Below are 20,152 nucleotides of genomic sequence, written 5' to 3'. Positions count from 1 at the left end.
ATACATCAGGTCGTGACGCGGAACGGGTCGTGCTCGGCGATCAGCTTGTCGAGCCGCGCCTGGTCGACGCGGGTGGTGACGACCGACAACTCCTGCCGATCGCGGACGACCTTCGACAACGTGACCGTCGAGGTGACCAGGTACAGCAGGCCGAGCCCGAGGAAGGCGCGGACCCACCCCGGAGCGGGCAGGTAGATGACGGCGACGGTCATCGCGGTGAGGGACAGGCCGAACGAGATGACGGCCTGGACGTAGTAGGCATTGGTCTGCGACGGCTGAATGGGCTTGTTGGTCATGGCAAGAATCCTCGCCGCTCACCGACCCGCCGGCATGCGCTGAACTACTCAGTCCGTACGCCGAAACTGCTCAGATCGCGCCGGTGATCGCTTTCTTGCGGAGGTCGGCGCGGTAGGCCTCGAGGGCGATCAGTTCGCCGAACATGCGGTTGTAGTCGTCGGCCTTGTCGATCGGGTTGGTGCGCTGCAGCTTCGACTTCAGGTCCATGATCCGGCGGGCGCAGGTGAGCTCCTGCACGCGCGCGACCAGGGCCAGCGCGTACTGCTCGTCGGGATCCCGGCCCAGCCGGAGCGGATCGACTGCCAAAGCACCGACCACCGCAGCGGCCGGATCGTTGCCGATGGCATCCCGTACGGCGACCACCCAGGCCTCACCGGGGGCTGCCGTGGACGGGCCGCCGGTCTTCTCCATCCCGGCGCGGACCGCGGCCAGCCATGGGTGGGTGAAGTCGTGGTCGTCCAGCTCGTCGAAGGCGACGCCGACAAGATGCGGGTGCTGCATCGCGACCTTCAGCACATCCCACTCGATCACGAACCGCTGGTCGCGCGGCGACGGTAGGTCGTTGCGTGGTGGCGGAGCCGGGGCCTCAGGGGTGGTCGTGACCGGCGTTCGGCCCGGTGGCGTAGGTGCCGCTGCCGGGCGCGACGCGGCGCGATGCACCTCGGAACGGACCTGGTCGACCTCCATGCCGAGCAGCCCGGCGAGCTCCCGGGTGAACGCGTCCACCTTCGAGCGGTCCCGGATGCTGATCACGAGCTTGGCCGCGTCGCGCAGCGCGTCGATCCGGGTGTCGGCCCGGTCCAGGTCGTACTTCGACAGCACGTTCCCGAGGACGAACCGGTACAGCGGGACCCGGCGGCCGATCAGCTCACGGACCGCCGCGTCGCCCTTCTGCAGCCGCACATCACAGGGGTCCAACCCGTCCGGCTCGACCGCGACATAGGTCTGCGCAGCGAAGGCCTGGTCCCCGGCGAACGCCTTGAGCGCTGCCCGCTGACCGGCCTCGTCACCGTCGAAGGTGAAGATCACCTCGCCGCGGAACTGGTCGTGGTCGAGCAGCAGCTGCCGCAGCACCCGGGCATGGTCCTCGCCGAACGACGTCCCACAGGTCGCGACCGCGGTCTGTACGCCGGCCAGGTGGCAGGCCATCACGTCGGTGTACCCCTCGACGACCACCGCCTGATGCCCCTTGGCGATCTCCCGGCGGGCCAGATCCACGCCGTACAGGACCTTGGACTTCTTGTAGATCGGGGTCTCGGGGGTGTTCAGGTACTTCGCTTCGATCTTGTCGTCGTCGAAGAGCCGCCGCGCGCCGAAGCCGATGACGTCCGAGGACGCGTCCCGGATCGGCCACATCAGGCGGCCGCGGAACCGGTCGTACAGACCGCGCTGGCCCTCGGCGGAGACGCCGGACGCGACGAGCTCGGCGTTCGTGAAGCCGCGGCCGCGCAGGTGGTTGGTCAGCGCGTCGCCGCCGCGCGGCGAGAAACCGACCCCGAAATGTACGGCGGCGTCGCGGTCGAAGCCGCGCTTGTCCAGGAACTGCCGGCCGAGCGCGGCCTCCGGAGCACCGAAGAGCTGCTCGACGAAGTACTCCGCGGCGACCTTGTGGACCTCGACCAGGCGCGGCCGCTGGTTCGCCGGGCCGCGCTGGATCGGAGCGCCGGACTCGTCGTAGCGCAGCTGGATGCCGACCTTCGCGGCCAGCGTCTCGACTGCCTCGTGGAAGGTGATCTGATCGATCTTCTGGATGAAGTCGATCACGTCGCCGCCCTCTTGGCAGCCGAAGCAGTAGAAGAATCCGCGCGCCGGGGTGACGTTGAACGACGGCGACTTCTCGTCGTGGAACGGGCACAGCCCCTTGAGCGAGCCACCCCCGGCGTTCTTCAAGGTCACGTACGAGCCGACGACGTCGTCGATCCGGGCCCGCTCGCGCACCAGCGCGATGTCCTCGTCCTTGATCCTGCCTGCCACCCCGCGAGTCTACGATCTCCGGCAAGGGCTCCTGCCCACGGGAGGGAAACTCGTGCGAAGAATCATCGGACTGCTTGCTCTGAGCGCCGCCACCGTCGCCACTCTGCTCACCGCCGGCCCGAGCCAGGCCGCCGCGCAACCGGCTCAGCCGGCGCCTTTCGTGGAGCTGGTCTCCCCCGGCGGCGTCGGCCGGCTCTACACCGCCGACCCGCGCGAGCTCGATGCCGCGACCGCCGCGGGCTACCGCCGCCAACCCGGTACGACGGGCTTCATCGACCGTACGGCGTCCACCGGCTCAACCCCGTTGTTCCGGCTCAAGCCGTCCGCGACCGCCTCGAAGTGGCTGTTCACCGCGTCCACCCAGGAGCGCGACGCCCTGGTCGCACGAGGCTGGGTCAGCGAAGGCACGGCCGGGTACGTCGCCACCCAGCCGGCCGCGGGTCTCGTCCAGCTCCGCCGCTTCACGAACGGTTCCGAATGGCGGCTCGCCCTCGAGCCCCGCACCACCGAACTCCTGAACGCGGGCTACACGCTCGACGGCCCAGTCGGCTACGTCCGCCAGAACTGGATCCGGGCCGGCGCGGTCTACTTCGGCATGTTCCACACCGGCGGTCATCCCACGATCATCCAGCGCACCAAGGAGATCTACGGCCGCGACAACGACTGGTGGGGCGGCGTCCGCGACTTCCACGACGGCACCCACTACGCAACCGACAACTGGCCGGGCGAGGACTGGTCGAACCTCAAGCCGTCGATCGGGTACTACGACGACTCCCAACCGGCCACGCTGGAGAAGCACATCACCCAGGCGACCTCGGCCGGGCTGAGCTTCTTCAACTTCTACTACTACTGGGACAGCCGGAAGCAGCGCCAGGATCTCACCGACAAGGCACTCGACGCGTTCCTCCAGGCCGGCAACAAGGACAGCATCGACTTCACCATCGGCGTCTGCGCCCACCCGTACGCACCACTCAACATCCCCGTCGCCCAGTACGACGCAGTCGCGACCAACCTGGCGCAGTACCTGCAGCAGGACAACACGCTCCGCACGAACGACGGCCGGAAGATCCTGAACATCTGCGACGCCCGCGGTCTCGGCGACGGCAGCAACGCGCAGGTGAAACAGTTCATCGACGCGGTGCGCGTGAAGTCCGGGCAGGACCTGTACGTGATGATCAATCAGGCCGGTTTCGACCCGCGCCAGGTCACCAACGCCGGCGCCAATTCGCCGTACTGCACAACCGACGGTCCCAGTATCGAGGCACGCTCGTACGCGACCTATCTGCGCGACCAGCGCAAGTTCTACAACCAGGCGCCGACCGGTCCGTACGGGCGCTGCGTGCTCTCGGACTTCGACGAGCGCCCGCGCTACCCGATCGAGACGACCGACGTCAGCAAGATCCGCTGGATGCCCGACCAATCCTTCGACGGCTTCCGCCAAGCGCTCCGCAACGCCACCGCCGACATGGCCGCCTCCACCCGCCCGTCCACCGTCGACAACTATCTCTACCTCTACGCCTGGAACGAGTGGCACGAGGGCGGCGTCATCGAACCCAACCAACGCGACGGCTGCCGCTACCTCGACATCCTGCAGACTGAACTAGCCCTCCAAGGCCCCGGCTGCGTCAGTTAAGTTGACTGCGTGCCCCGAACCCTGCGCCCCGGCCAACGCTCCGAGCTCTATACCGTCGACGTTCGCAGTGGTGAGCACCAACTGGTGTTCACCAGCAACGAGATCCTCTTCGAAGCGCCCAACTGGACGCCCGGCGGCGACCTGATCGTCAACGGCGACGGCAAGCTGTTCCGGGTCGACAACGGCCTCATCGAGATCGAACTCGGCGGCGTACCGGACATCAACAACGACCACGTGGTCAGCCCCGACGGCACAACCGTCTACGTCTCCGCCGACGACGGACACCTGTACGCCGTTCCGCTGACCGGCGGACCTGGTCGTCGGGTGAGCAACGACCGCGGGCCGGGCTTCCACCACTACCTGCACGGGATCTCGCCGGACGGCACGACCCTCGCGTACATCGGCCTCGAGCAGGTCGGCGTCCGCCGCGTCACCAACGTCTGGACCGTGCCCTCGGACGGCGGAGCCGACGTACAGGTCACGAACGACGAGTACGCCGACGACGGGTCCGAGTACTCACCCGATGGGCAATGGATCTACTTCAACTCCGAGCGGATGGCGTACGTGGCAGGCCACGCCCAGCTGTTCCGGATCGCGGTAGGCAGTGGCGAGATCGAACAGCTCACGTTCGACGAGCGGGTCAACTGGTTCCCGCACCCCGCGCCGGACGGTTCCTCGATCGCCTACGTCAGCTTCCCGCCCGGCACCGAGGGGCACCCGGCCGATATCGAGGATGTCCGCCTCCGGCTGCTCACGGATGAAGGCATCCGCGAGCTCACGACACTGTTCGGTGGCCAGGGCACGATGAACGTGCCGAGCTGGTCACCGGACAGCACAAGCTTCGCGTACGTCGCCTATCCGTTAGACGTCAGCTAGCGCGATCGAGGGGTCCGCCAGGCGGGTCGGGTCAACCTGCTTGCCGGACTTGATCAGGTCGCGGACGCCGCCGATCCCGTCGTCCCAGAGGTTCACGTGCATACCGGCGAGCACGTGGTGGTCGTCGCTCAGCCAGAAAGCCATGTAGGCACCGGACTTCGGGTCGCCGCGCAGGACGACCTGGTACGACGTGCCGTGCGGGATGTCGCCGACGTACTCCATGCCGAGGTCGAACTGGTCGGTGAAGAAGTACGGGATCGCGTCGTGCGCGACGTCCTCACCGAGCATCGCCTTCGCGGCGGCCGCGCCACTGTCCTTCGCGTTCTGCCAGTGCTCGACGCGGACCGGACGACCGAAGAACGGGTGATCCCACCGCGCCACGTCGCCCGCGGCATACACGTCCTCGGCCGAGGTCCGCAGGTCCGGGCCGGTGACGATGCCGGAGCCGGCCTCGCGGGTGGCGACCTCGATCCCCGCCTCCGCGGCAAGCTCCGTATTCGGCTGGACGCCGACACCGACGACCACCAGGTCCGCCGGCAGCACCTCACCGCCGGAGATCCGCACACCGGTCACCTTGTCCGTGCCCTCGAAGCCTTCGACCGTCGTCCCGAACCGGAGCTCGACACCGTGCTCCCGGTGGAACTCGGCGTACAGCTCACCGACCTGCTCACCCATCACCGAGGCCAATGCGGTCGACTGCGGCTCGACCACGGTCACCTCGCAGCCGCGTTCCTTCGCGGCCGACGCAGCCTCCAGCCCGATCCAGCCGGCCCCGACCACGACCACGCGCGGGGTAGCGGCGTACGCGTCCGTCAGAGCCTGAGACTGAGCCGCGGTCCGCAGGTAGTGGATCCCGGCCAGGTCCCCACCCGGTACGTCGAGCTTCCGGACCCTGCTCCCGGTCGCGATCAGCAGCTTGCCGTAGGACTGCGTCGACCCGTCGTCCAGGGTGATCGTGTGCGCGGCGCTGTCGATCGCGGTCACGGTCGTCCCGAGCCGGAGCTCGACGGAGTTCTCGTCGTACCACTGCTGGTCGTGCAACTGCGCGGACTCCGGTCCCTTCTTGGCGAGGAGGACGTCCTTCGACAACGGGGGCCGCTCATACGGCAGCTCGGTCTCGCTGCCGATCAGCACGATGCCGCCGGACCAGCCCTCCTCTCGCAGGGTCTTGGCCGCGGTTGCTCCCGCGAGGCTCGCACCAACGATGACGATGGGCTCTGCAGCAGTCATGTCACCGACCTTAGCGCTGCGTGACTAGCTGCGCGTGCCAGGCCAGGGCGGACGGGTCGGTGAGTGAGGCGACCTGGTCGACGATCACGCGCAAACGTGCGTCATCGTCCGCGGCATCGTGCCAATCCGCGCGGAGCGCAGCGTCGAGATGGGTGGGCCCGGTCTTCCACAACGCATCGACGAGCGCGGTGAGCAGCTCGCGCTGGGTGGCGCGCCTGGCCTGCCGCTCCGGCGAGTTCAGCACGTGGAACATGCCGACGCCCTTGAGCAGCCCGATCTCCACCCGGACACCATCCGGTACGACGAGATCCGCCTCGTACCGAATCAACCGCGACCGGCCGAACACCGCATGCGTCGCCTGCTCGGCCGAGGTCACGAACCGCCCGATCAGCTGACTGGTCAGGTCCTTCAGCCCACCGAGCGCCCGCCGGCTGTCGTCGAACGCGCCACCCGGCCAGTAGTTCAGCTCGGTCAGCCGCCGCCAGCCCTCGTCCAGCTCCGCATCGGTTGCCTCCGGCAAGTACATCTGCCGGACGGTCTCCCAGTACGGCGCTCTGTCCGCATCGACTGCAGCCAGGTCGATGTGGTGCGCGACGATCCCGTCCTCGACGTCGTGCACCGAATAGGCCACGTCGTCGGCGAAGTCCATCACCTGCGCCTCGAGACACTGACGCTCGCCGACCCCCTGCCGCAACCACCCGAAGACGGCGAGATCGTCGTCGTACACACCGAACTTGCGCACTCCCGCTCGGCGGGGCCATGGATACTTGGTCGAAGCGTCGAGGGTCGCGCGGCTGAGGTTGAGCCCGACACTGCGCCCGGCTGGGTCGAACGTCTTCGACTCCAGCCGGGTCAGCAACCGCAACGTCTGCGCATTCCCCTCGAAGCCACCGATCTCGGCGGCGAGCTGATCGAGCGCCCGCTCGCCGTTGTGCCCGAACGGCGGATGCCCGAGGTCGTGCGCCAGGCAGGCCGCGTCCACGATGTCGGGATCGCAGCCAAGCGTGGACGCCAACTCGCGCCCGATCTGCGCGACCTCGAGGCTGTGGGTCAGCCGGTTGCGGACGAAGTCGTCACTGCCGGCGGTGGCGACCTGCGTCTTGGCCGCCAACCGCCGCAGCGCGGCACTGTGCAGCACCCGAGCACGGTCGCGCGCGAACGCCGTCCGGCCCGGCCGCTTCACCGGCTCCGCGACCCACCGCTCGGCGTCGTGCTCGTCATACCACTCGTGCTGCTTCCTCATCACCGCTCACAGTAGCGGCGAGCACCGACAGTTTTCGGCAGTGCTTGTTTCTTAGCCCCAACCGCCCTGCACCATCGACTGGAACTTCCAGTCCCCGGCCACCTTCACCAGCAGATCGCCGTACCGGACCGGCTGGGTGTTGCCGTCGTACGTCATGGTCCCGTCGGTGATCACGAAGACCAGGTCGTCGGACAGGAAGTGCGGTGTCCTGGTCGTGTCGAACTGGACGTCACCGCCACCGCCCATCACCTGCTCCATCTGCGCCAGGTACGCCGCGCGGTCCAGCTGCACGGCACTCCCGTTGCCCTTGCCGTCGTCGGTGACCTCGTTCAGCGGGAACAACGCCAGGTCCGCCATCCCCTCGTAATCCCGCGCCGCCGCCAACGCGTCGTACCGCTCGAACCACTCCCGCACACTCGCCTCTGACAAAACCGTCTCCCCTTCATCGAAACTACGTACACTGTACCCAGTTCAACACCAAACCCAAACCTTTTATTCCCCGGAGCCTGCTCCCCGTGCGGAAAATGAGGGGACCTCCGCTCAAGTTGCCGGTTCTCCCTCCAAATTTTGAGCGGAGAACCAGCACATTGAGCGGATATCCGGTCCCCTGTCCGCTGTGGGGGTTCGCCGTCGTGCCGTCACAACGTCCGACGATCCGAACACCAGGTGCGCGTGTTCTTCGGACGCTAGCCCCGAGCAGCGACTAACGTCCGACGATCCGGAGGGCAGGGTGTGCGGATCCTTCGGACGTTGCGAGTACGGCGCTCCGCTGGGCCGCATCCGAGCGACGGGCCACCTACAAGGTCGTCACCGGCCAGGTCCCCACTGGCGATCTCAGGAGACGCAGTAGCGGGACCAGACGACGCCGCCTGCGAACACCTCGGTCCCGGCGTGCTCCAGGCGGACGCCGGTCGCGCCGCACCACGGCTGGCCCTCGCCGACGATCACCGGATGTACGAGCAGGGCGAGCTCGTCGACCAGCCCGAGCTCCAGCAGTACGGCGATCAACTCGCCACCGGACTCGACCCGGACCACCCGTGCCCCGCGCTCCCCCAGGCGGTCCAGCACCTCCTCCAGATCCACCTGCTCGTACCCAGTGATGAGCTCACGGGTCGTCGCGTCGGGCGGGCGAGCCGGCGTCTGATCGGCGTACAGGGCGAGCACGTCGGACCAATGACCGAGCTGGCGCAGGGCATCCCACTCGCGCACCCGCCCGCGACTGTCGACCACCGCGAGTAGCGGCCCCGACTCCCGAGATCCATCCCGAGGACCGGCTCGCACCAGGCTCTCCTGGGCGAGGATCGTGTCGGCGCCGGCCAGCGTCACGTCCTCCTGCCAGAGCGTCGCCATCGCGTAGTACCGGGCGAGGTCCGCGTCGAACCCGGCCGTCCGCCCGTCCAGCGAGACCGCCACCTGAGCCACTACATGAGGCCGCATACCCCGAACGTTAGAGACGGCCACCGACAGTTCCGACAGATTGCAGAGACTCCTCTGCAGAGGCTACTCTGCAATCATGCGACGCATCGACGCCCGGAGCCTGCGCGGACTCGCCCACCCGCTGCGGATGAACATCCTGGAGGCGATCGAGGTGGATGGCCCGGCCACCTCGACCACCCTGGCCACCCGCCTCGGCGAAAACACCGGCACGATCAGCTGGCACCTCCGCCTGCTCGCCGAGCACGGCTACCTCGAAGAGGACACCGAGCGCGGCAACAAACGCGAGCGCTGGTGGCGGATCCCGAAGGGCGCGACCGTCCTCGACCCGGCCGAGTTCCGCGACGACCCCGAGACCAGCGGCGCCCTGCGCGTCTACCTGAGCCACCTCGTGGAGCGGTATTTCAGCCGCGTCCGGAAGTACCTCGACGAGAACTGGCCCGGCGAATGGCAGTCCGCCGCCTCCCTCTCCGACTGGCGCAACCTCCGTCTGACCCCGTCCCAACTCCAATCCCTCAACGACGAACTAGGCGCAGTCATCGACCGCTACATCGCCCTGGAACCCGACGCAGACAACGCCGAACGCATCATCGTCCAGCTCCAGTCCTTCCCCCAACGCCCGGAACACCCATGAGCCTGCTGCGAACTCATCGGGACTTTCGGCTGTTGTGGAGCGGGGAGACGGTCAACCGGTTCGGGACCGCGATCTCCAGCGTGGCGATTCCGTTGATCGCGATCTCGGAGCTGGAGGCGAGCACGTTCGAGGTCGGGGTGTTGACGGCGGCTGCGTGGGCGCCGTGGCTGGTGATCGGGCTGCCTGTTGGCGCGTGGATCGACCGGCGGGACCGCCGGCCACTCATGATCGGTACGTCGATCATCTCGCTGCTGCTGTTGACCGCCGTACCGGTCGCAGCGTTCGCCAGCCTGCTCACCATCCAGCTATTACTCGCAATCGCGCTCCTGACCGGCGCCGCGAGCGTCATCTTCCAGACCGCCTACACGGCCTATCTCCCGACACTGCTCGACCCTGCGGATCACGCGGAAGGCAACGCGAAACTCCACGGCAGCGCCTCGGCCGCGCAGATCGCCGGGCTCGGCTGCGGCGGTCTGATCGTCCAGTTCGCCGGAGCGACCAACGCCCTGTTCGCCGACGCAGCGACCTTCGCCGTCGCCGCCTGCTGCCTGACCGCGATCCGATTCCGCGAACGCCGTACGGCGACCGCCCGTCGTACCGGCGCCATCCGCGAAGGAATCCGCCTGGTCGCCCACGACGTCTGGCTGCGGACGCTCACGATCTTCGGCGCCACCTCGAACCTCGCCCTGATGGGCTACCAGGCAATCATCGTGGTCTACCTGGTCCGCACAGTCGGCCTGACCCCAGGCACCGTCGGCGTACTCGTCGCAGCCGCAGCCAGCGGCGGTGTGCTCGGCGCATTCGTCGGCCGCCGACTGGCCAAACGATTCGGTACGGCGCGCGCCCTGCTGCTGTGCGAGCTCGGCCTACCGACACTCGCCCTACTGATCCCGCTCGCCCAGCTCAGCCCAGCGCTGTATGTGATCGGCGCCTTCGGAGTCGGCGCCGGCGTGGTCGGCGGCAACGTCGTGAAGTCGACGTTCCTCCAGTCGTACTGCCCACCCGACCTGCTCGGCCGCCTGACCGCGACCACGTCGTTCGTGAACTACGGGACGATCCCGCTCGGCGCACTCCTCGGCGGCAGCCTGGCCTCCTGGCTCAGCCTCGAAACCGCGCTGTGGATCACCACAGCCGGTGTGCCACTGGCCGGTTTGGTCTTGCTGCTCTCCCCCATCCGCGGCCGGCGCGACCTGCCGAATCATCGCGCAGCCGACTCCAGCCGCGCCCCGATGGACCGACTCGCCTGGTCGTAACCGGTCTCGTTCCCATGCAGGATCGACGCGAGATTGGCGGCCTCGTAGTAGGCATTCAGATCGAACGCCAGCTGCGCCGGATCCGCGGCCAGCTCACCTCGGTCGACGGCCTCCCGGACGACGTCCTCCATGAGCTCCATCCACTCCCGGTGGACACCGGCCAGCGCCTCATGAACGGCTCCCCCGCGAGCGGCGTACTCGTGGGAGACCTTCTGGAAGAAGCAGCCACCGGGGAAGACGCGGCGCCGTGAGTAGTCGATCCAGCACTCGCTCAGCTTCCGCACCCGCTGGATCCCCGGTTCCACCTCGAGCGCCGGCAGCACCACGGCGTCCGCGTAGATCCGTCGCGCGGCCCGGATCGTCGCGAGCTGCAGCTCTTCCTTCGACCCGAAATGCGCGAACAGCCCGCTCTTGCTGATCCCGAGCTCGGTGGCCAGCCGCCCGATCGACAACCCTTCCAGACCGTCGACCGACGCGATGTCGACCGCACGCCGCAGCACGGCACGGCGGGTCTGGTCACCGCGCACCAACCGTCCGTCGACCTTCTCCACGCTCCGATCCTATTCCGCTTGACCGCCGGCCCCTGACAAACTAATAATACGACCGTTCGTATAGTTTACCGGTCGAGGGAGAAGCATGAAGAAGCTGGCGCGCGTCGGATTGACGGCCATCGGAGCGTTCTCGCCCCGGCTGGCCGGCCGGATCGCCTTCGAGCTGTGGCGCCGGCCGTTGGCGCGCGGCCGGGTGCGCGACGCCGAGCGGCAGGTCCACGAGGCCGCGCGGGTCGAGGTCATCGACGGGATCGTCACCTACGCCTGGGGTGACGGCCGCCGGCCGGTCCTACTGGTCCACGGCTGGCGCTCCCGCGCCTCGCGGTACGCGGGCCTCATCACCCAACTGCTCGAGCTCGGCTACAGCCCGATCTCGTACGACGGCCCCGGCCACGGCGACACGACGATCGCGATGGGGACGATCCTCGACCACCAGCGGATCATCAACGCGCTCGCAGCCAAGTACGGCGCCTTCGAGGGCATCATCGCCCACTCGCTCGGAGTGCCTTTCGCCCTGTACGCCGTTCGTCAGGGAGCGCCCGCGGCCCGCTTCGTCTCGATCAGCGGTTTCGGCGATTTCGGCTACCTGGTCGACAAGTTCGGGACCGAGCTGGGCCTGCGGACCGCGGTGAAGAACCGCTTGCGCCGCGAAATCGAGGGCCGGTTGTTCGACGGCGACCCGGAGATCTGGACCAAGTTCTCGGTCGGCCCAGGTGACGCCGAGCTGCTGGTGATCCACAACGACGTGGACAAGGTCGTGGACCCGGCCCAGGTCGCCGTACTGATGGCTTCGTACGGACCGCGTGCGCGGCACTCGGCGAAGACCGGACTCGGCCACGGCCGGATCCTCTCGGACCCGGCCGTGATCGACGAAGCCGTCACGTTCCTCACCGCCGAAGCGAGCGAGCGGTCAGATGTCGCGGAAGGTCTCGATCTGAGCGCCTAGCGAGTTCAACCGGGCCGCGAGCTCTTCGTAGCCGCGGTTGATCACGTAGACGCTGCGCAGGACCGACGTACCCTTCGCGGCCATCATCGCGATCAGCGTGACGACGGCAGGGCGGAGCGCCGGCGGGCACATGATCTCGGCGCCGGACCAGTGCGTCGGGCCTTCGACCATCACGCGGTGCGGGTCGAGCAGTTTGACCCGGCCACCAAGCTTGTTCAGGTCGGTCAGGTAGATCGCGCGGTTCTCGTAGACCCAGTCGTGGATCAGCGTCTGACCGGTCGCCGAGGCCGCGATCACCGCGAAGAACGGCAGGTTGTCGATGTTCAGGCCCGGGAACGGCATCGGGTGGATCTTGTCGATCGGCGCGTGCAGCTGGGACGGCCGGGTGGTCAGGTCGACAAGCCGGGTCCGGCCGTTCTCGGCCAGGTACTCGTCACTGCGGCTGTAGTCCAGGCCCATCTCCTCGAGCAGCGCGAGCTCGATCTCGAGGAACTCGACCGGCGCCCGCCGGATGGTGATCTCGGAGCCGGTGACGATCGCCGCGGTGAGCAGGCTCATCGCCTCGATCGGGTCCTCGGACGGCGCGTAGTCGACATCCACGTCAATCTCGGGCTTGCCGTGCACGGTCAGCGTGGTGGAGCCGACGCCGTCGACCTTCACGCCGAGCAGCTCGAGGTAGAAGCAGAGGTCCTGGACCATGTAGTTCGAGCTGGCGTTGCGGATCACGGTGACGCCGTCGACCCGGGCCGCCGCCATCAGCGCGTTCTCGGTCACGGTGTCGCCGCGCTCGGTCAGCACGATCGGCTTGGCCGGCGTGATCGCCCGGTTCACCATCGCGTGGTACTCACCCGCGGTCGCCTTCACGTCCAGACCGAACGGCCGCAGCGCGGCCATGTGCGGCTCGACGGTCCGCGTGCCGAGGTCGCAACCACCGGCGTACGGGAGCTGGAAGGTGTCCTCGCGGTGCAGGAGCGGGCCGAGGAACATGATGATCGAGCGGGTACGGCGGGCCGCGGCGGCATCCATCGCCCCGAGATCGAGGTGGGCCGGCGGGACGATCTCCAGATCACCGGCGTCGTTCAGCCAGGTGGTCTTCACGCCGATCGAGTTCAGCACCTCGAGCAGCCGGTTGACCTCTTCGATCCGGGCCACCTTGCGCAGCGTCGTCCGGCCCTTGTTGAGCAGACTCGCGCACAGCAGTGCGACTCCGGCGTTCTTGGACGACTTCACGTCGATCGATCCGGACAATCTCAGTCCACCGACCACACGGAGGTGGACCGGACCGCCACCGAGAGAGACAATTTCGGAGTCGAGAGCCTCGCCGATCCGGGCGAGCATCTCGAGGGTGAGGTTCTGATGACCCTTTTCGATCCTGTTCACCGCGCTCTGGCTGGTGTTCAGTACTTCCGCGAGCTGCGACTGGGTCCAGCCGCGGTGCTTACGGGCGTCCCGGATGAGATTGCCGATCCGGCTCAGGTAGTCATCGGTCATGCGCCGGACCTTATCTCACATGTGAGATACCTCTGCACCGACCCGCCGCTGCCAGGGTAGCCAACGTCACTTCGCGACGACCGGCCGCCCCCTGACCCGGACTGCGCCGTCTGCCGCCTACACTTACCCAACTCCCGCCGCCATCCGGAGAGGACCAACACATGCAGGACGACACCTCCGCGGTGGTGAACGAGTTCGAGGCGGAGGCCTGGCCGCTGGAGGCAGCGGCCGACAGTCTGCACCAGGTCATCGACGGCTTCCAGAACGGCGACACCCGGCCGCTCGTGATCGGAGACGGCGACCAGCCGGTGCTGGTCGTGCTCGCGATCGCCGACCTGGCCGACTTCCGGTCCCGGATCGCCGAGCTGCTCGGCAACCCGGTCGACGCCGGCTGGCTGCGCTACTACCTGCGCTCGAACTTCGACATGAGCTCGGAGCGGCTGATCGAGCTGCTCGGCGTCGACGCCGACCACGGCCTGTCCTCACTGGCCAGCCAGGTCAACGTCGAGCAGGCAGCGATCCTCATGCCGGACCATCTGCGCCGTACGGAAGCGGGCGGGAACCCGCTGATGTTGATCGGCGACGGGATGATGGCGAATGCGGCGCTGCTCGCGTTCCCGGCCTTCCAGGTGCTGCTCGCGCTGGACGGCGGCGGCACCACGGTCGAGGACGACTCCTGCGCGCACGACGACGATGACGGCAAGCCGACCACCCCGCTCGAGGTGCTGGCCGAGCGGCTCGGGCCGATCTCGACCCAACTCGTCGCGCAGATCAACGCGGGTCGCGAGCCCGGACTGCCGCGGTACGAGCTGCACTTCGAGGACGATCTGGTCGACCACCTGCACGACCTCGAAGCGATGGCCCAGAAGTCGCCGGGCAGCGATGCCTACGAAGAGCTGAACGACCTGCTGCACCAGTTCGACGAGATGCGCAGCGGCCAGGCCGAGGTGGACGACGACGAGCCGGACGAAGCGCCGTACCTGGAGGCGACCGATCTGCAGGCCGCGCTAGGCGAGCTGCGCGACAACTTCCGCAGCGGCGTCGAGGACCCGTACCTGATCGGGTACGACGGCCGCCCGCTGGCCGGTCTGATCACCTTCGACCTGTACGAGGAGCTGCAGCAGGTCTCGGTCGAGCTCGACGGCACCGACGAGGCGCCCGTCCTCCCGCTCCCCCAGCCGCGCTGGGAGAACGGGCCGCAGGTGCTGATCTTCGAGGCCGCGCTCGCGGTCTGCGAGGCCGTCGTCCAGGACATCCAGAACGGTGAGGCCTCGATGATCTTCATCGGCGACGAGGACGGCGATCCGGAACTCGTCCTCGCCCCGCTGGTCTGGCTCTGGGCCTATGTCGACCATCTCAACCTCGAGGGTGCTGAGGTCTAACTGTGTTTATTCAGAGAAGGGGAAGAGCGGCTGCCACTCGGTGAGCAATGCGAGCTGGTAGACGTCGGCCGGGGTGTAGGGGTCCTTCGCGAGGATGTCGCGGAGCTCGGCCTCGTCGGCGACGTCGTACACCAGCAGGGCGCCGGTCTGGTCGGTGAAGGGTCCGGCGGCGACGAGCTTGCCGGCCTCCTTCAACTCGTTGAGGTACTCCCGGTGGGCCGGACGGACCGCCAGCCGCTCATCGGTCTCGGCGAGGTCGAACTGCAGCTGAACCACGAAAAAGGCCATACCGCGAACCCTACAACGAGGGGCCGGTATGGCCTTGTCCACAACAAGTTTTGGTGCGGGAGAGGGAGTCACAAGCCGCCACAGCGGCTAGTTCGAGTCAGACCCGAAAGTCGACGGTGAACTCCCTTCCCGCTCGGTTATCTTGACCGGTTCGAGGCCCGCTACGCAAGGGGTTGGTTAAGAGAAACTGCGGCAGAAAGTTGAGTGAGGTAACGCTTCGTGACCGTACCGCCGCCGCCGTTGATGAGAGCGCGGACACAGTCGTACAGACCGTCACGCCGGTCTGCTGTCAAGGCCCGGTGACCTGAGTACGACGACAGAAGTTCGATGTACTCGGCGGCCGAGTAGACCACTTCCCACTCGTACCGATGGAACGTCACCGGCCCGAACAGACCCGTCGCATCGATCTCCGCCGAGTCCTCCGATACGGCGCTCGCCGCCGGCAGCTCGCCCTTCGCCGGATCGTCGGTGAACCGCTCATAGCACCGCTGCACGTCGACGAAGAACTGCTCACTCCCACCGGCGACATGATGCGTCGAAACGATCGCCAGCACGCCGCCCGGCCGCAGCACCTGCGCACACCGCCGTACCCGCGTCCCAGGATCAAGCCAGTGAAACGCAGTCGCCGACAACACCAGGTCGTACGTCGGCCCCGGCAACTCCCACGTATCGAAGTCCGCCACGGTCACGTCAACGGTCGGCAGGTTCCGGCGAGCGACCTCCGCCAACTCCGCCCCGAGCTCCACCGCACTGACCGACCACCCACGCTGAACCATCGGCCGAGTCGCCTGCCCGGTCCCCAGCCCAATCTCCAGCACCCGCGGCGCCGCAACACCCAGCAGTTCGCCAAGGTCGTCGTACAGACGCGGCGGATAGTCCGGCCGCACCCGGTCATACAACTCGGCATCTTCACTGAACGTCTGGCGCAACTGCTCCCGGCTCATCCACGCACCGTAATACGCCCCCGCCGTCCGCGCCCCGAATTTCCGCCTTGAGCACCCCCCCAACCGCTTTCCCAGCCACCCCATGGTCGAGCGGTGCTCAAGGTCGCGCGCCGAACCGACCTTGAGCACCCATCAACCAGCTCCACGGCCCGCAGATGATCGAGCCGTGCACAAGGTGGGGAGGTCAGTCCAGGGCGGCGCGGCCGGCTTCGAGGCGGGCGATGGGGACGCGGAAGGGTGAGCAGGAGACGTAGTCCAGGCCGACGTCGTGGAAGAAGTGGACGCTGTCCGGGTCGCCGCCGTGCTCGCCGCAGATGCCGAGCTTGAGGTCCGGCTTGGTGGCGCGGCCGCGGTCGACACCCGTCCGGACGAGGGCACCGACGCCCTCCACGTCGATCGACTCGAACGGCGAGACCGCGAAGATCCCCTTCTCCAGGTACCGCGAGAAGAACGAGCCCTCGACGTCGTCCCGGCTGAATCCCCACGTGGTCTGGGTCAGGTCGTTGGTGCCGAACGAGAAGAAGTCGGCCGCCTCGGCGATCTGGTCCGCGATCACCGCGGCCCGGGGCAGCTCGATCATCGTGCCGATCGGGATACTCCACTCGACGCCGACCTCGGCCAGCACCTTGGTCACCTCGTCGCGCGCCAGGTGCAACTCCTGTATGGCGCCGACCAGCGGGATCATGATCTCCGGCCGCGGGTCCTTGCCCTGGCTCTTCAGCTCGACCGCGGCGCTCGCGATCGCCCGCACCTGCATCGCGAACAACCCGGGGATGACCAGGCCGAGCCGCACACCGCGGAGCCCCAGCATCGGGTTCTGTTCGTGCAGCCGCTGGACCGCGGCGAGCAGTGTCGCGTCGCGGCCCGGGTCCTGGCCGCGTTCCTGAGCGAGGGCGACCTTGACCGCAAGATCCTCCATCGACGGCAGGAACTCGTGCAACGGCGGGTCGATCAGCCGGATCGTCACCGGCTGGCCGTCCATCGCGCCGAGCAGTTCGAGGAAGTCGCCACGCTGCAACGGTTCCAGCTCGGCCAGCGCTGCTTCGCACTCGGCATCGTCGTTCGCGAGGATCAACCGCTCGACGGCTTCCCGCCGCTCACCGAGGAACATGTGCTCGGTCCGGCAGAGACCGATGCCCTCGGCACCGAACCGCCGGGCCCGGGCCGCGTCATCTGCCGTGTCCGCGTTCGTCCGTACGCCGAGACGTCGTACCTCATCGGCATGCGTGATCAGCCGGTGCACCGAGGCGACCAGTTCGTCTCCGGAATCCGCGTCCAGCGAACCTTCGAAGTACTGGACGACCGGCGAGGCGACGACCGGAACCTCGCCGACGAAGACCTCGCCGGTGGTGCCGTCGATCGAGATCGTCGCGTCCGCGTCGAGCACCGTGCCGTTGACCTTGATGGTGCCCTCAGCAACGTTCACCTCGAGCTCCTCGGCACCACAGACACACGTCTTACCCATGCCGCGGGCAACAACCGCCGCGTGCGAGGTCTTGCCGCCGCGGCTGGTCAGGATGCCCTGCGCCGCGATCATGCCGTGCAGGTCGTCCGGGTTCGTCTCCCGGCGGACCAGGATCACCTTCTCGCCCTTGTCCGCGGCCTCGACCGCCGCGGCCGAAGTGAAGACCACCTTGCCCGAAGCGGCACCCGGCGAGGCCCCGATCGCCTTGGTGATCAGCTCCTTCTCCGCATCCGCATCGAACCGCGGGAACATCAGCTGCGCCAACTGCGCACCCTTCACCCGCTTCAACGCCTCGTCGGTGTCGATCACGCCCTCGTCGATCAGGCTGGTCGCGATCCGGAACGCCGCCGCCGCGGTCCGCTTACCGACCCGGGTCTGCAGCATCCACAGCTTCCCGCGCTCGACCGTGAACTCGATGTCGCACAGATCGCGGTAATGGCCTTCGAGCGTCGCCATGATCGCCATCAGTTCGTCGTACGACGTCTTGTCGATCTGCTCGAGATCCGCGAGCGGGACCGTGTTGCGGATACCCGCGACCACGTCCTCACCCTGTGCGTTCTGCAGGTAGTCGCCGTACACGCCGGGCTGGCCGGTGGAAGGGTCGCGGGTGAAGCAGACACCGGTCCCCGAATCCATGCCGAGGTTGCCGAACACCATCGAGCAGATGTTGACCGCCGTACCGAGGTCGGTGGCGATGCGCTCCTGGCGGCGGTAGAGGATCGCGCGCTCCGAGTTCCAGGAGCCGAAGACGGCCTCGATCGCGAGGTCCATTTGGGTCCGCGGATCCTGCGGGAACTCGCGGCCGGTGTGGTCGTGCACGGCCTGCTTGAAGGTCTGCACGAGCGTCTTCAGGTCGTCGGCGTCGAGGTCCAGGTCGTTGCTGGTCCCCTTGGCCTGCTTGGCCGCCTCGATCGCGTCCTCGAAGACGTCACCTTCCATCCCGAGCACGGTCTTGCCGAACATCTGGATCAGCCGCCGGTACGCATCCCACGCGAACCGGGGATTACCCGACTGATGCGCGAGACCGTTGACCGAGTCGTCGTTCAGGCCGACATTCAGGACCGTCTCCATCATGCCCGGCATCGAGACCGCGGCGCCGGAACGGACCGAGACCAGCAACGGGTCGTCGGCCTGACCGAGCTTCTTGCCCATCTTCTGCTGCAGTACGTCGACATGGTGGTCGATCTCGTCGGCCAGCTCCGCCGGCACCGAACCGGTGCTCAGATAGGCCTTGCACGCCTCAGTGCTGATGGTGAATCCGGGCGGTACCGGCAGACCGAGGTTCGTCATCTCGGCGAGGTTCGCACCCTTGCCACCGAGGAGTTCCTTCATGGTCTTGTTGCCTTCGGCGAAGTCGTAGACGAGTTTCGGCACGTTCACTCCCTGGGGTGCGGGTGATGCTGCTGAGACGCGGTGCGGTGGCCCGCTGGCCCGTCGACTTCGGTGGCGTGGGCGTCTTTTCAGAGTAAGCCCGAAAACCAGTCCAGTTGAACACTGGTCTCACAATGCCGACGTGACGCTCCCCACAGACCGAAGGCCGGAAAACCCTTACCTGGTTGACAACGCGAGACAATCGGCGTCTTCATCGATGAATCACAGCCGTCGCGTGTCAACGGCGTTCCGTGCGGGTACCGGCCGGGTGTCCACTACAGTCGCTTGGTGCGCATCGTCTCGCTTCTGCCCTCGGCAACCGAGATCTGTTTCACCCTCGGCGCGGGCTCCGAAGTGGTCGGCGTCACCTTCGAATGCGACTACCCCGCTGCCGCCCGCACCCGCCGCATCGTCTCCACCACCGCCCTCCCCGAAGGCCTCACCCCCGGCGAGATCGACGCCGAGGTCCGAGCTCGGGTAGCAGCCGGCGAAGACCTCTACAAACTCGACGCCGGTGCCCTCCGGGACCTCAACCCGGACCTCGTCATCACCCAAGACCTCTGCGCGGTCTGCGCACTGGACGTCGCCGACGTCGAGTCCGCCCTCGACTACCTGGGCTGCACCGCCGAGCTAGTCACCACCAACCCACACACCCTCGCCGAGGTCCTCACCTCCATCCAGCAAATCGCCAAGGCCATCGACCGCGACCCGACCTCCCTGCTAGCCGACCTGAACCGCCGTCTGGAGGCCGCCGACCGGACCGGCAAGCGGGTGGCGTTGCTGGAATGGACGGACCCGCCGTACGCACCAGGCCACTGGCTACCCGAGCAGGTGGAACTCGCAGGTGGAATCAACGTGCTGGGTACGGCGGGAGCCCGGTCGCACCCCGTCGAGTGGGACGAACTGGCCACCGCCGAGATCGTGATCGTCGCCCCCTGCGGCTTCGACGTCGACACGTCGTACGAGCTGGGCGCGGGACTGGTGCGCGACAACCTCCTGCCCGAGACCGCCGAGGTATGGGCCGTCGACTCGAACAGCTACTTCGCCCGCCCCGGCCCTCGCCTCGTAGACGGCATCGAACTCCTAACCCAAATCCTCACCGGCCAATCCCCCGCCCCCACCAAGGCCCGCCGCATCCGC

General features: G+C 67.6%; 18 protein-coding genes. 7 read left to right on the top strand and 11 right to left on the bottom strand.

Annotated features, from left to right (window positions below):
* Positions 1–5 precede the first annotated feature (5 nt).
* Positions 6–296, bottom strand: coding sequence for a YiaA/YiaB family inner membrane protein (locus E1261_RS20735; protein ID WP_132408875.1), 291 nt, complete (start codon positions 294–296; stop codon positions 6–8).
* Positions 297–366: 70 nt separating this feature from the next.
* Positions 367–2,271: a DNA primase gene (dnaG, locus tag E1261_RS20730; protein ID WP_132408873.1), complete on the bottom strand. Its 1,905-nt coding sequence runs from the start codon at positions 2,269–2,271 to the stop codon at positions 367–369.
* 52 nt (positions 2,272–2,323) lie between these two features.
* Here dnaG and E1261_RS20725 point away from each other — a divergent pair, with 52 nt between their 5' ends.
* Both E1261_RS20725 and E1261_RS20720 read left to right on the top strand, forming a co-directional pair.
* Positions 2,324–3,904: a glycoside hydrolase family 99-like domain-containing protein gene (locus E1261_RS20725; protein ID WP_165952578.1), complete on the top strand. Its 1,581-nt coding sequence runs from the start codon at positions 2,324–2,326 to the stop codon at positions 3,902–3,904.
* A 9-nt stretch (positions 3,905–3,913) separates the two neighbouring features.
* Entirely contained in the window at positions 3,914–4,780 is an 867-nt protein-coding gene (locus E1261_RS20720; protein WP_132408869.1) for a TolB family protein, read from the top strand.
* Here E1261_RS20720 and E1261_RS20715 read toward each other — a convergent pair.
* The 4 genes from E1261_RS20715 to E1261_RS20700 all read right to left on the bottom strand — a co-directional run bounded on the left by E1261_RS20715 (position 4,766) and on the right by E1261_RS20700 (position 8,690).
* Positions 4,766–6,010, bottom strand: a complete 1,245-nt coding sequence (locus tag E1261_RS20715) for an NAD(P)/FAD-dependent oxidoreductase (RefSeq protein ID WP_132408867.1) — start codon at positions 6,008–6,010, stop codon at positions 4,766–4,768. The genes E1261_RS20720 and E1261_RS20715 overlap by 15 nt on opposite strands.
* 10 nt (positions 6,011–6,020) lie before the next feature.
* Positions 6,021–7,253, bottom strand: a complete 1,233-nt coding sequence (locus E1261_RS20710; protein WP_132408865.1) for a deoxyguanosinetriphosphate triphosphohydrolase — start codon at positions 7,251–7,253, stop codon at positions 6,021–6,023.
* A gap of 51 nt (positions 7,254–7,304) precedes the next feature.
* Positions 7,305–7,682 (bottom strand): nuclear transport factor 2 family protein, encoded by a 378-nt coding sequence (locus tag E1261_RS20705; protein WP_132408863.1) that lies wholly within the window; start codon positions 7,680–7,682, stop codon positions 7,305–7,307.
* Between the two features lie 405 nt (positions 7,683–8,087).
* On the bottom strand, positions 8,088–8,690 hold the full coding sequence (locus tag E1261_RS20700; protein ID WP_132408861.1) for a dihydrofolate reductase family protein: 603 nt from the start codon (positions 8,688–8,690) through the stop codon (positions 8,088–8,090).
* Positions 8,691–8,766: 76 nt separating this feature from the next.
* Between E1261_RS20700 and E1261_RS20695 the strand changes: the two genes are divergently transcribed.
* Positions 8,767–9,321 carry a winged helix-turn-helix domain-containing protein gene (locus E1261_RS20695; protein ID WP_132408859.1) on the top strand — a complete coding sequence of 185 codons (555 nt, stop codon included), beginning with the start codon at positions 8,767–8,769 and terminating at the stop codon, positions 9,319–9,321.
* Positions 9,318–10,574: an MFS transporter gene (locus tag E1261_RS20690; protein ID WP_132408857.1), complete on the top strand. Its 1,257-nt coding sequence runs from the start codon at positions 9,318–9,320 to the stop codon at positions 10,572–10,574. The genes E1261_RS20695 and E1261_RS20690 overlap by 4 nt, the downstream gene beginning before the upstream one ends.
* On the opposite strand, the gene E1261_RS20685 is transcribed toward E1261_RS20690, so the two are convergent.
* Positions 10,520–11,125, bottom strand: coding sequence for a TetR/AcrR family transcriptional regulator (locus E1261_RS20685; RefSeq protein ID WP_132408855.1), 606 nt, complete (start codon positions 11,123–11,125; stop codon positions 10,520–10,522). The two genes, E1261_RS20690 and E1261_RS20685, sit on opposite strands and share 55 nt — an antisense overlap.
* 85 nt (positions 11,126–11,210) lie before the next feature.
* On the opposite strand from E1261_RS20685, the gene E1261_RS20680 reads away from it, so the two are divergent.
* Positions 11,211–12,071 (top strand): alpha/beta hydrolase, encoded by an 861-nt coding sequence (locus E1261_RS20680; RefSeq protein ID WP_132408853.1) that lies wholly within the window; start codon positions 11,211–11,213, stop codon positions 12,069–12,071.
* Here the strand turns inward: E1261_RS20680 and E1261_RS20675 are convergent.
* Positions 12,036–13,562 carry a helix-turn-helix domain-containing protein gene (locus tag E1261_RS20675; RefSeq protein ID WP_132408851.1) on the bottom strand — a complete coding sequence of 509 codons (1,527 nt, stop codon included), beginning with the start codon at positions 13,560–13,562 and terminating at the stop codon, positions 12,036–12,038. The genes E1261_RS20680 and E1261_RS20675 overlap by 36 nt on opposite strands.
* 161 nt (positions 13,563–13,723) lie before the next feature.
* On the opposite strand from E1261_RS20675, the gene E1261_RS20670 reads away from it, so the two are divergent.
* Positions 13,724–14,944: a hypothetical protein gene (locus E1261_RS20670; protein ID WP_132408849.1), complete on the top strand. Its 1,221-nt coding sequence runs from the start codon at positions 13,724–13,726 to the stop codon at positions 14,942–14,944.
* A gap of 6 nt (positions 14,945–14,950) precedes the next feature.
* On the opposite strand, the gene E1261_RS20665 is transcribed toward E1261_RS20670, so the two are convergent.
* The 3 genes from E1261_RS20665 to ppdK form a co-directional block, all read right to left on the bottom strand.
* Complete coding sequence (locus tag E1261_RS20665; protein ID WP_132408847.1) at positions 14,951–15,232, bottom strand: YciI family protein; 282 nt, start codon at positions 15,230–15,232, stop codon at positions 14,951–14,953.
* A gap of 161 nt (positions 15,233–15,393) precedes the next feature.
* Positions 15,394–16,176, bottom strand: a complete 783-nt coding sequence (locus E1261_RS20660; protein WP_132408845.1) for a class I SAM-dependent methyltransferase — start codon at positions 16,174–16,176, stop codon at positions 15,394–15,396.
* Between the two features lie 184 nt (positions 16,177–16,360).
* A complete protein-coding gene (ppdK, locus tag E1261_RS20655) occupies positions 16,361–19,015 on the bottom strand; it encodes a pyruvate, phosphate dikinase (RefSeq protein WP_132408843.1) in 2,655 nt (884 codons plus the stop codon).
* Between the two features lie 285 nt (positions 19,016–19,300).
* Between ppdK and E1261_RS20650 the strand changes: the two genes are divergently transcribed.
* Positions 19,301–20,152, top strand: an 852-nt coding sequence (locus E1261_RS20650; RefSeq protein WP_132408841.1) for a TroA family protein, incomplete at its 3' end; no start/stop codon positions are given.

Origin of the sequence: Kribbella albertanoniae, assembly GCF_004348455.1 — a bacterium.
GTDB classification, from domain to species: Bacteria; Actinomycetota; Actinomycetes; order Propionibacteriales; family Kribbellaceae; genus Kribbella; species Kribbella albertanoniae.
The sequence above is the reverse complement of the archived record's forward strand: the minus strand, read 5'-3'. Positions and strand labels throughout refer to the sequence as shown.

Excerpts from the sequence above, each read along its gene's own strand:
- E1261_RS20695 (WP_132408859.1), top strand. The coding sequence starts at position 8,767 with ATGCGACGCATCGACGCCCGGAGCCTGCGCGGACTCGCCCACCCGCTG.
- E1261_RS20660 (WP_132408845.1), bottom strand. The coding sequence starts at position 16,176 with ATGAGCCGGGAGCAGTTGCGCCAGACGTTCAGTGAAGATGCCGAGTTG.
- E1261_RS20675 (WP_132408851.1), bottom strand. The coding sequence starts at position 13,562 with ATGACCGATGACTACCTGAGCCGGATCGGCAATCTCATCCGGGACGCC.
- E1261_RS20690 (WP_132408857.1), top strand. The coding sequence starts at position 9,318 with ATGAGCCTGCTGCGAACTCATCGGGACTTTCGGCTGTTGTGGAGCGGG.
- E1261_RS20700 (WP_132408861.1), bottom strand. The coding sequence starts at position 8,690 with ATGCGGCCTCATGTAGTGGCTCAGGTGGCGGTCTCGCTGGACGGGCGG.
- E1261_RS20680 (WP_132408853.1), top strand. The coding sequence starts at position 11,211 with ATGAAGAAGCTGGCGCGCGTCGGATTGACGGCCATCGGAGCGTTCTCG.
- E1261_RS20665 (WP_132408847.1), bottom strand. The coding sequence starts at position 15,232 with ATGGCCTTTTTCGTGGTTCAGCTGCAGTTCGACCTCGCCGAGACCGAT.
- E1261_RS20715 (WP_132408867.1), bottom strand. The coding sequence starts at position 6,010 with ATGACTGCTGCAGAGCCCATCGTCATCGTTGGTGCGAGCCTCGCGGGA.
- E1261_RS20735 (WP_132408875.1), bottom strand. The coding sequence starts at position 296 with ATGACCAACAAGCCCATTCAGCCGTCGCAGACCAATGCCTACTACGTC.
- E1261_RS20670 (WP_132408849.1), top strand. The coding sequence starts at position 13,724 with ATGCAGGACGACACCTCCGCGGTGGTGAACGAGTTCGAGGCGGAGGCC.
- E1261_RS20710 (WP_132408865.1), bottom strand. The coding sequence starts at position 7,253 with ATGAGGAAGCAGCACGAGTGGTATGACGAGCACGACGCCGAGCGGTGG.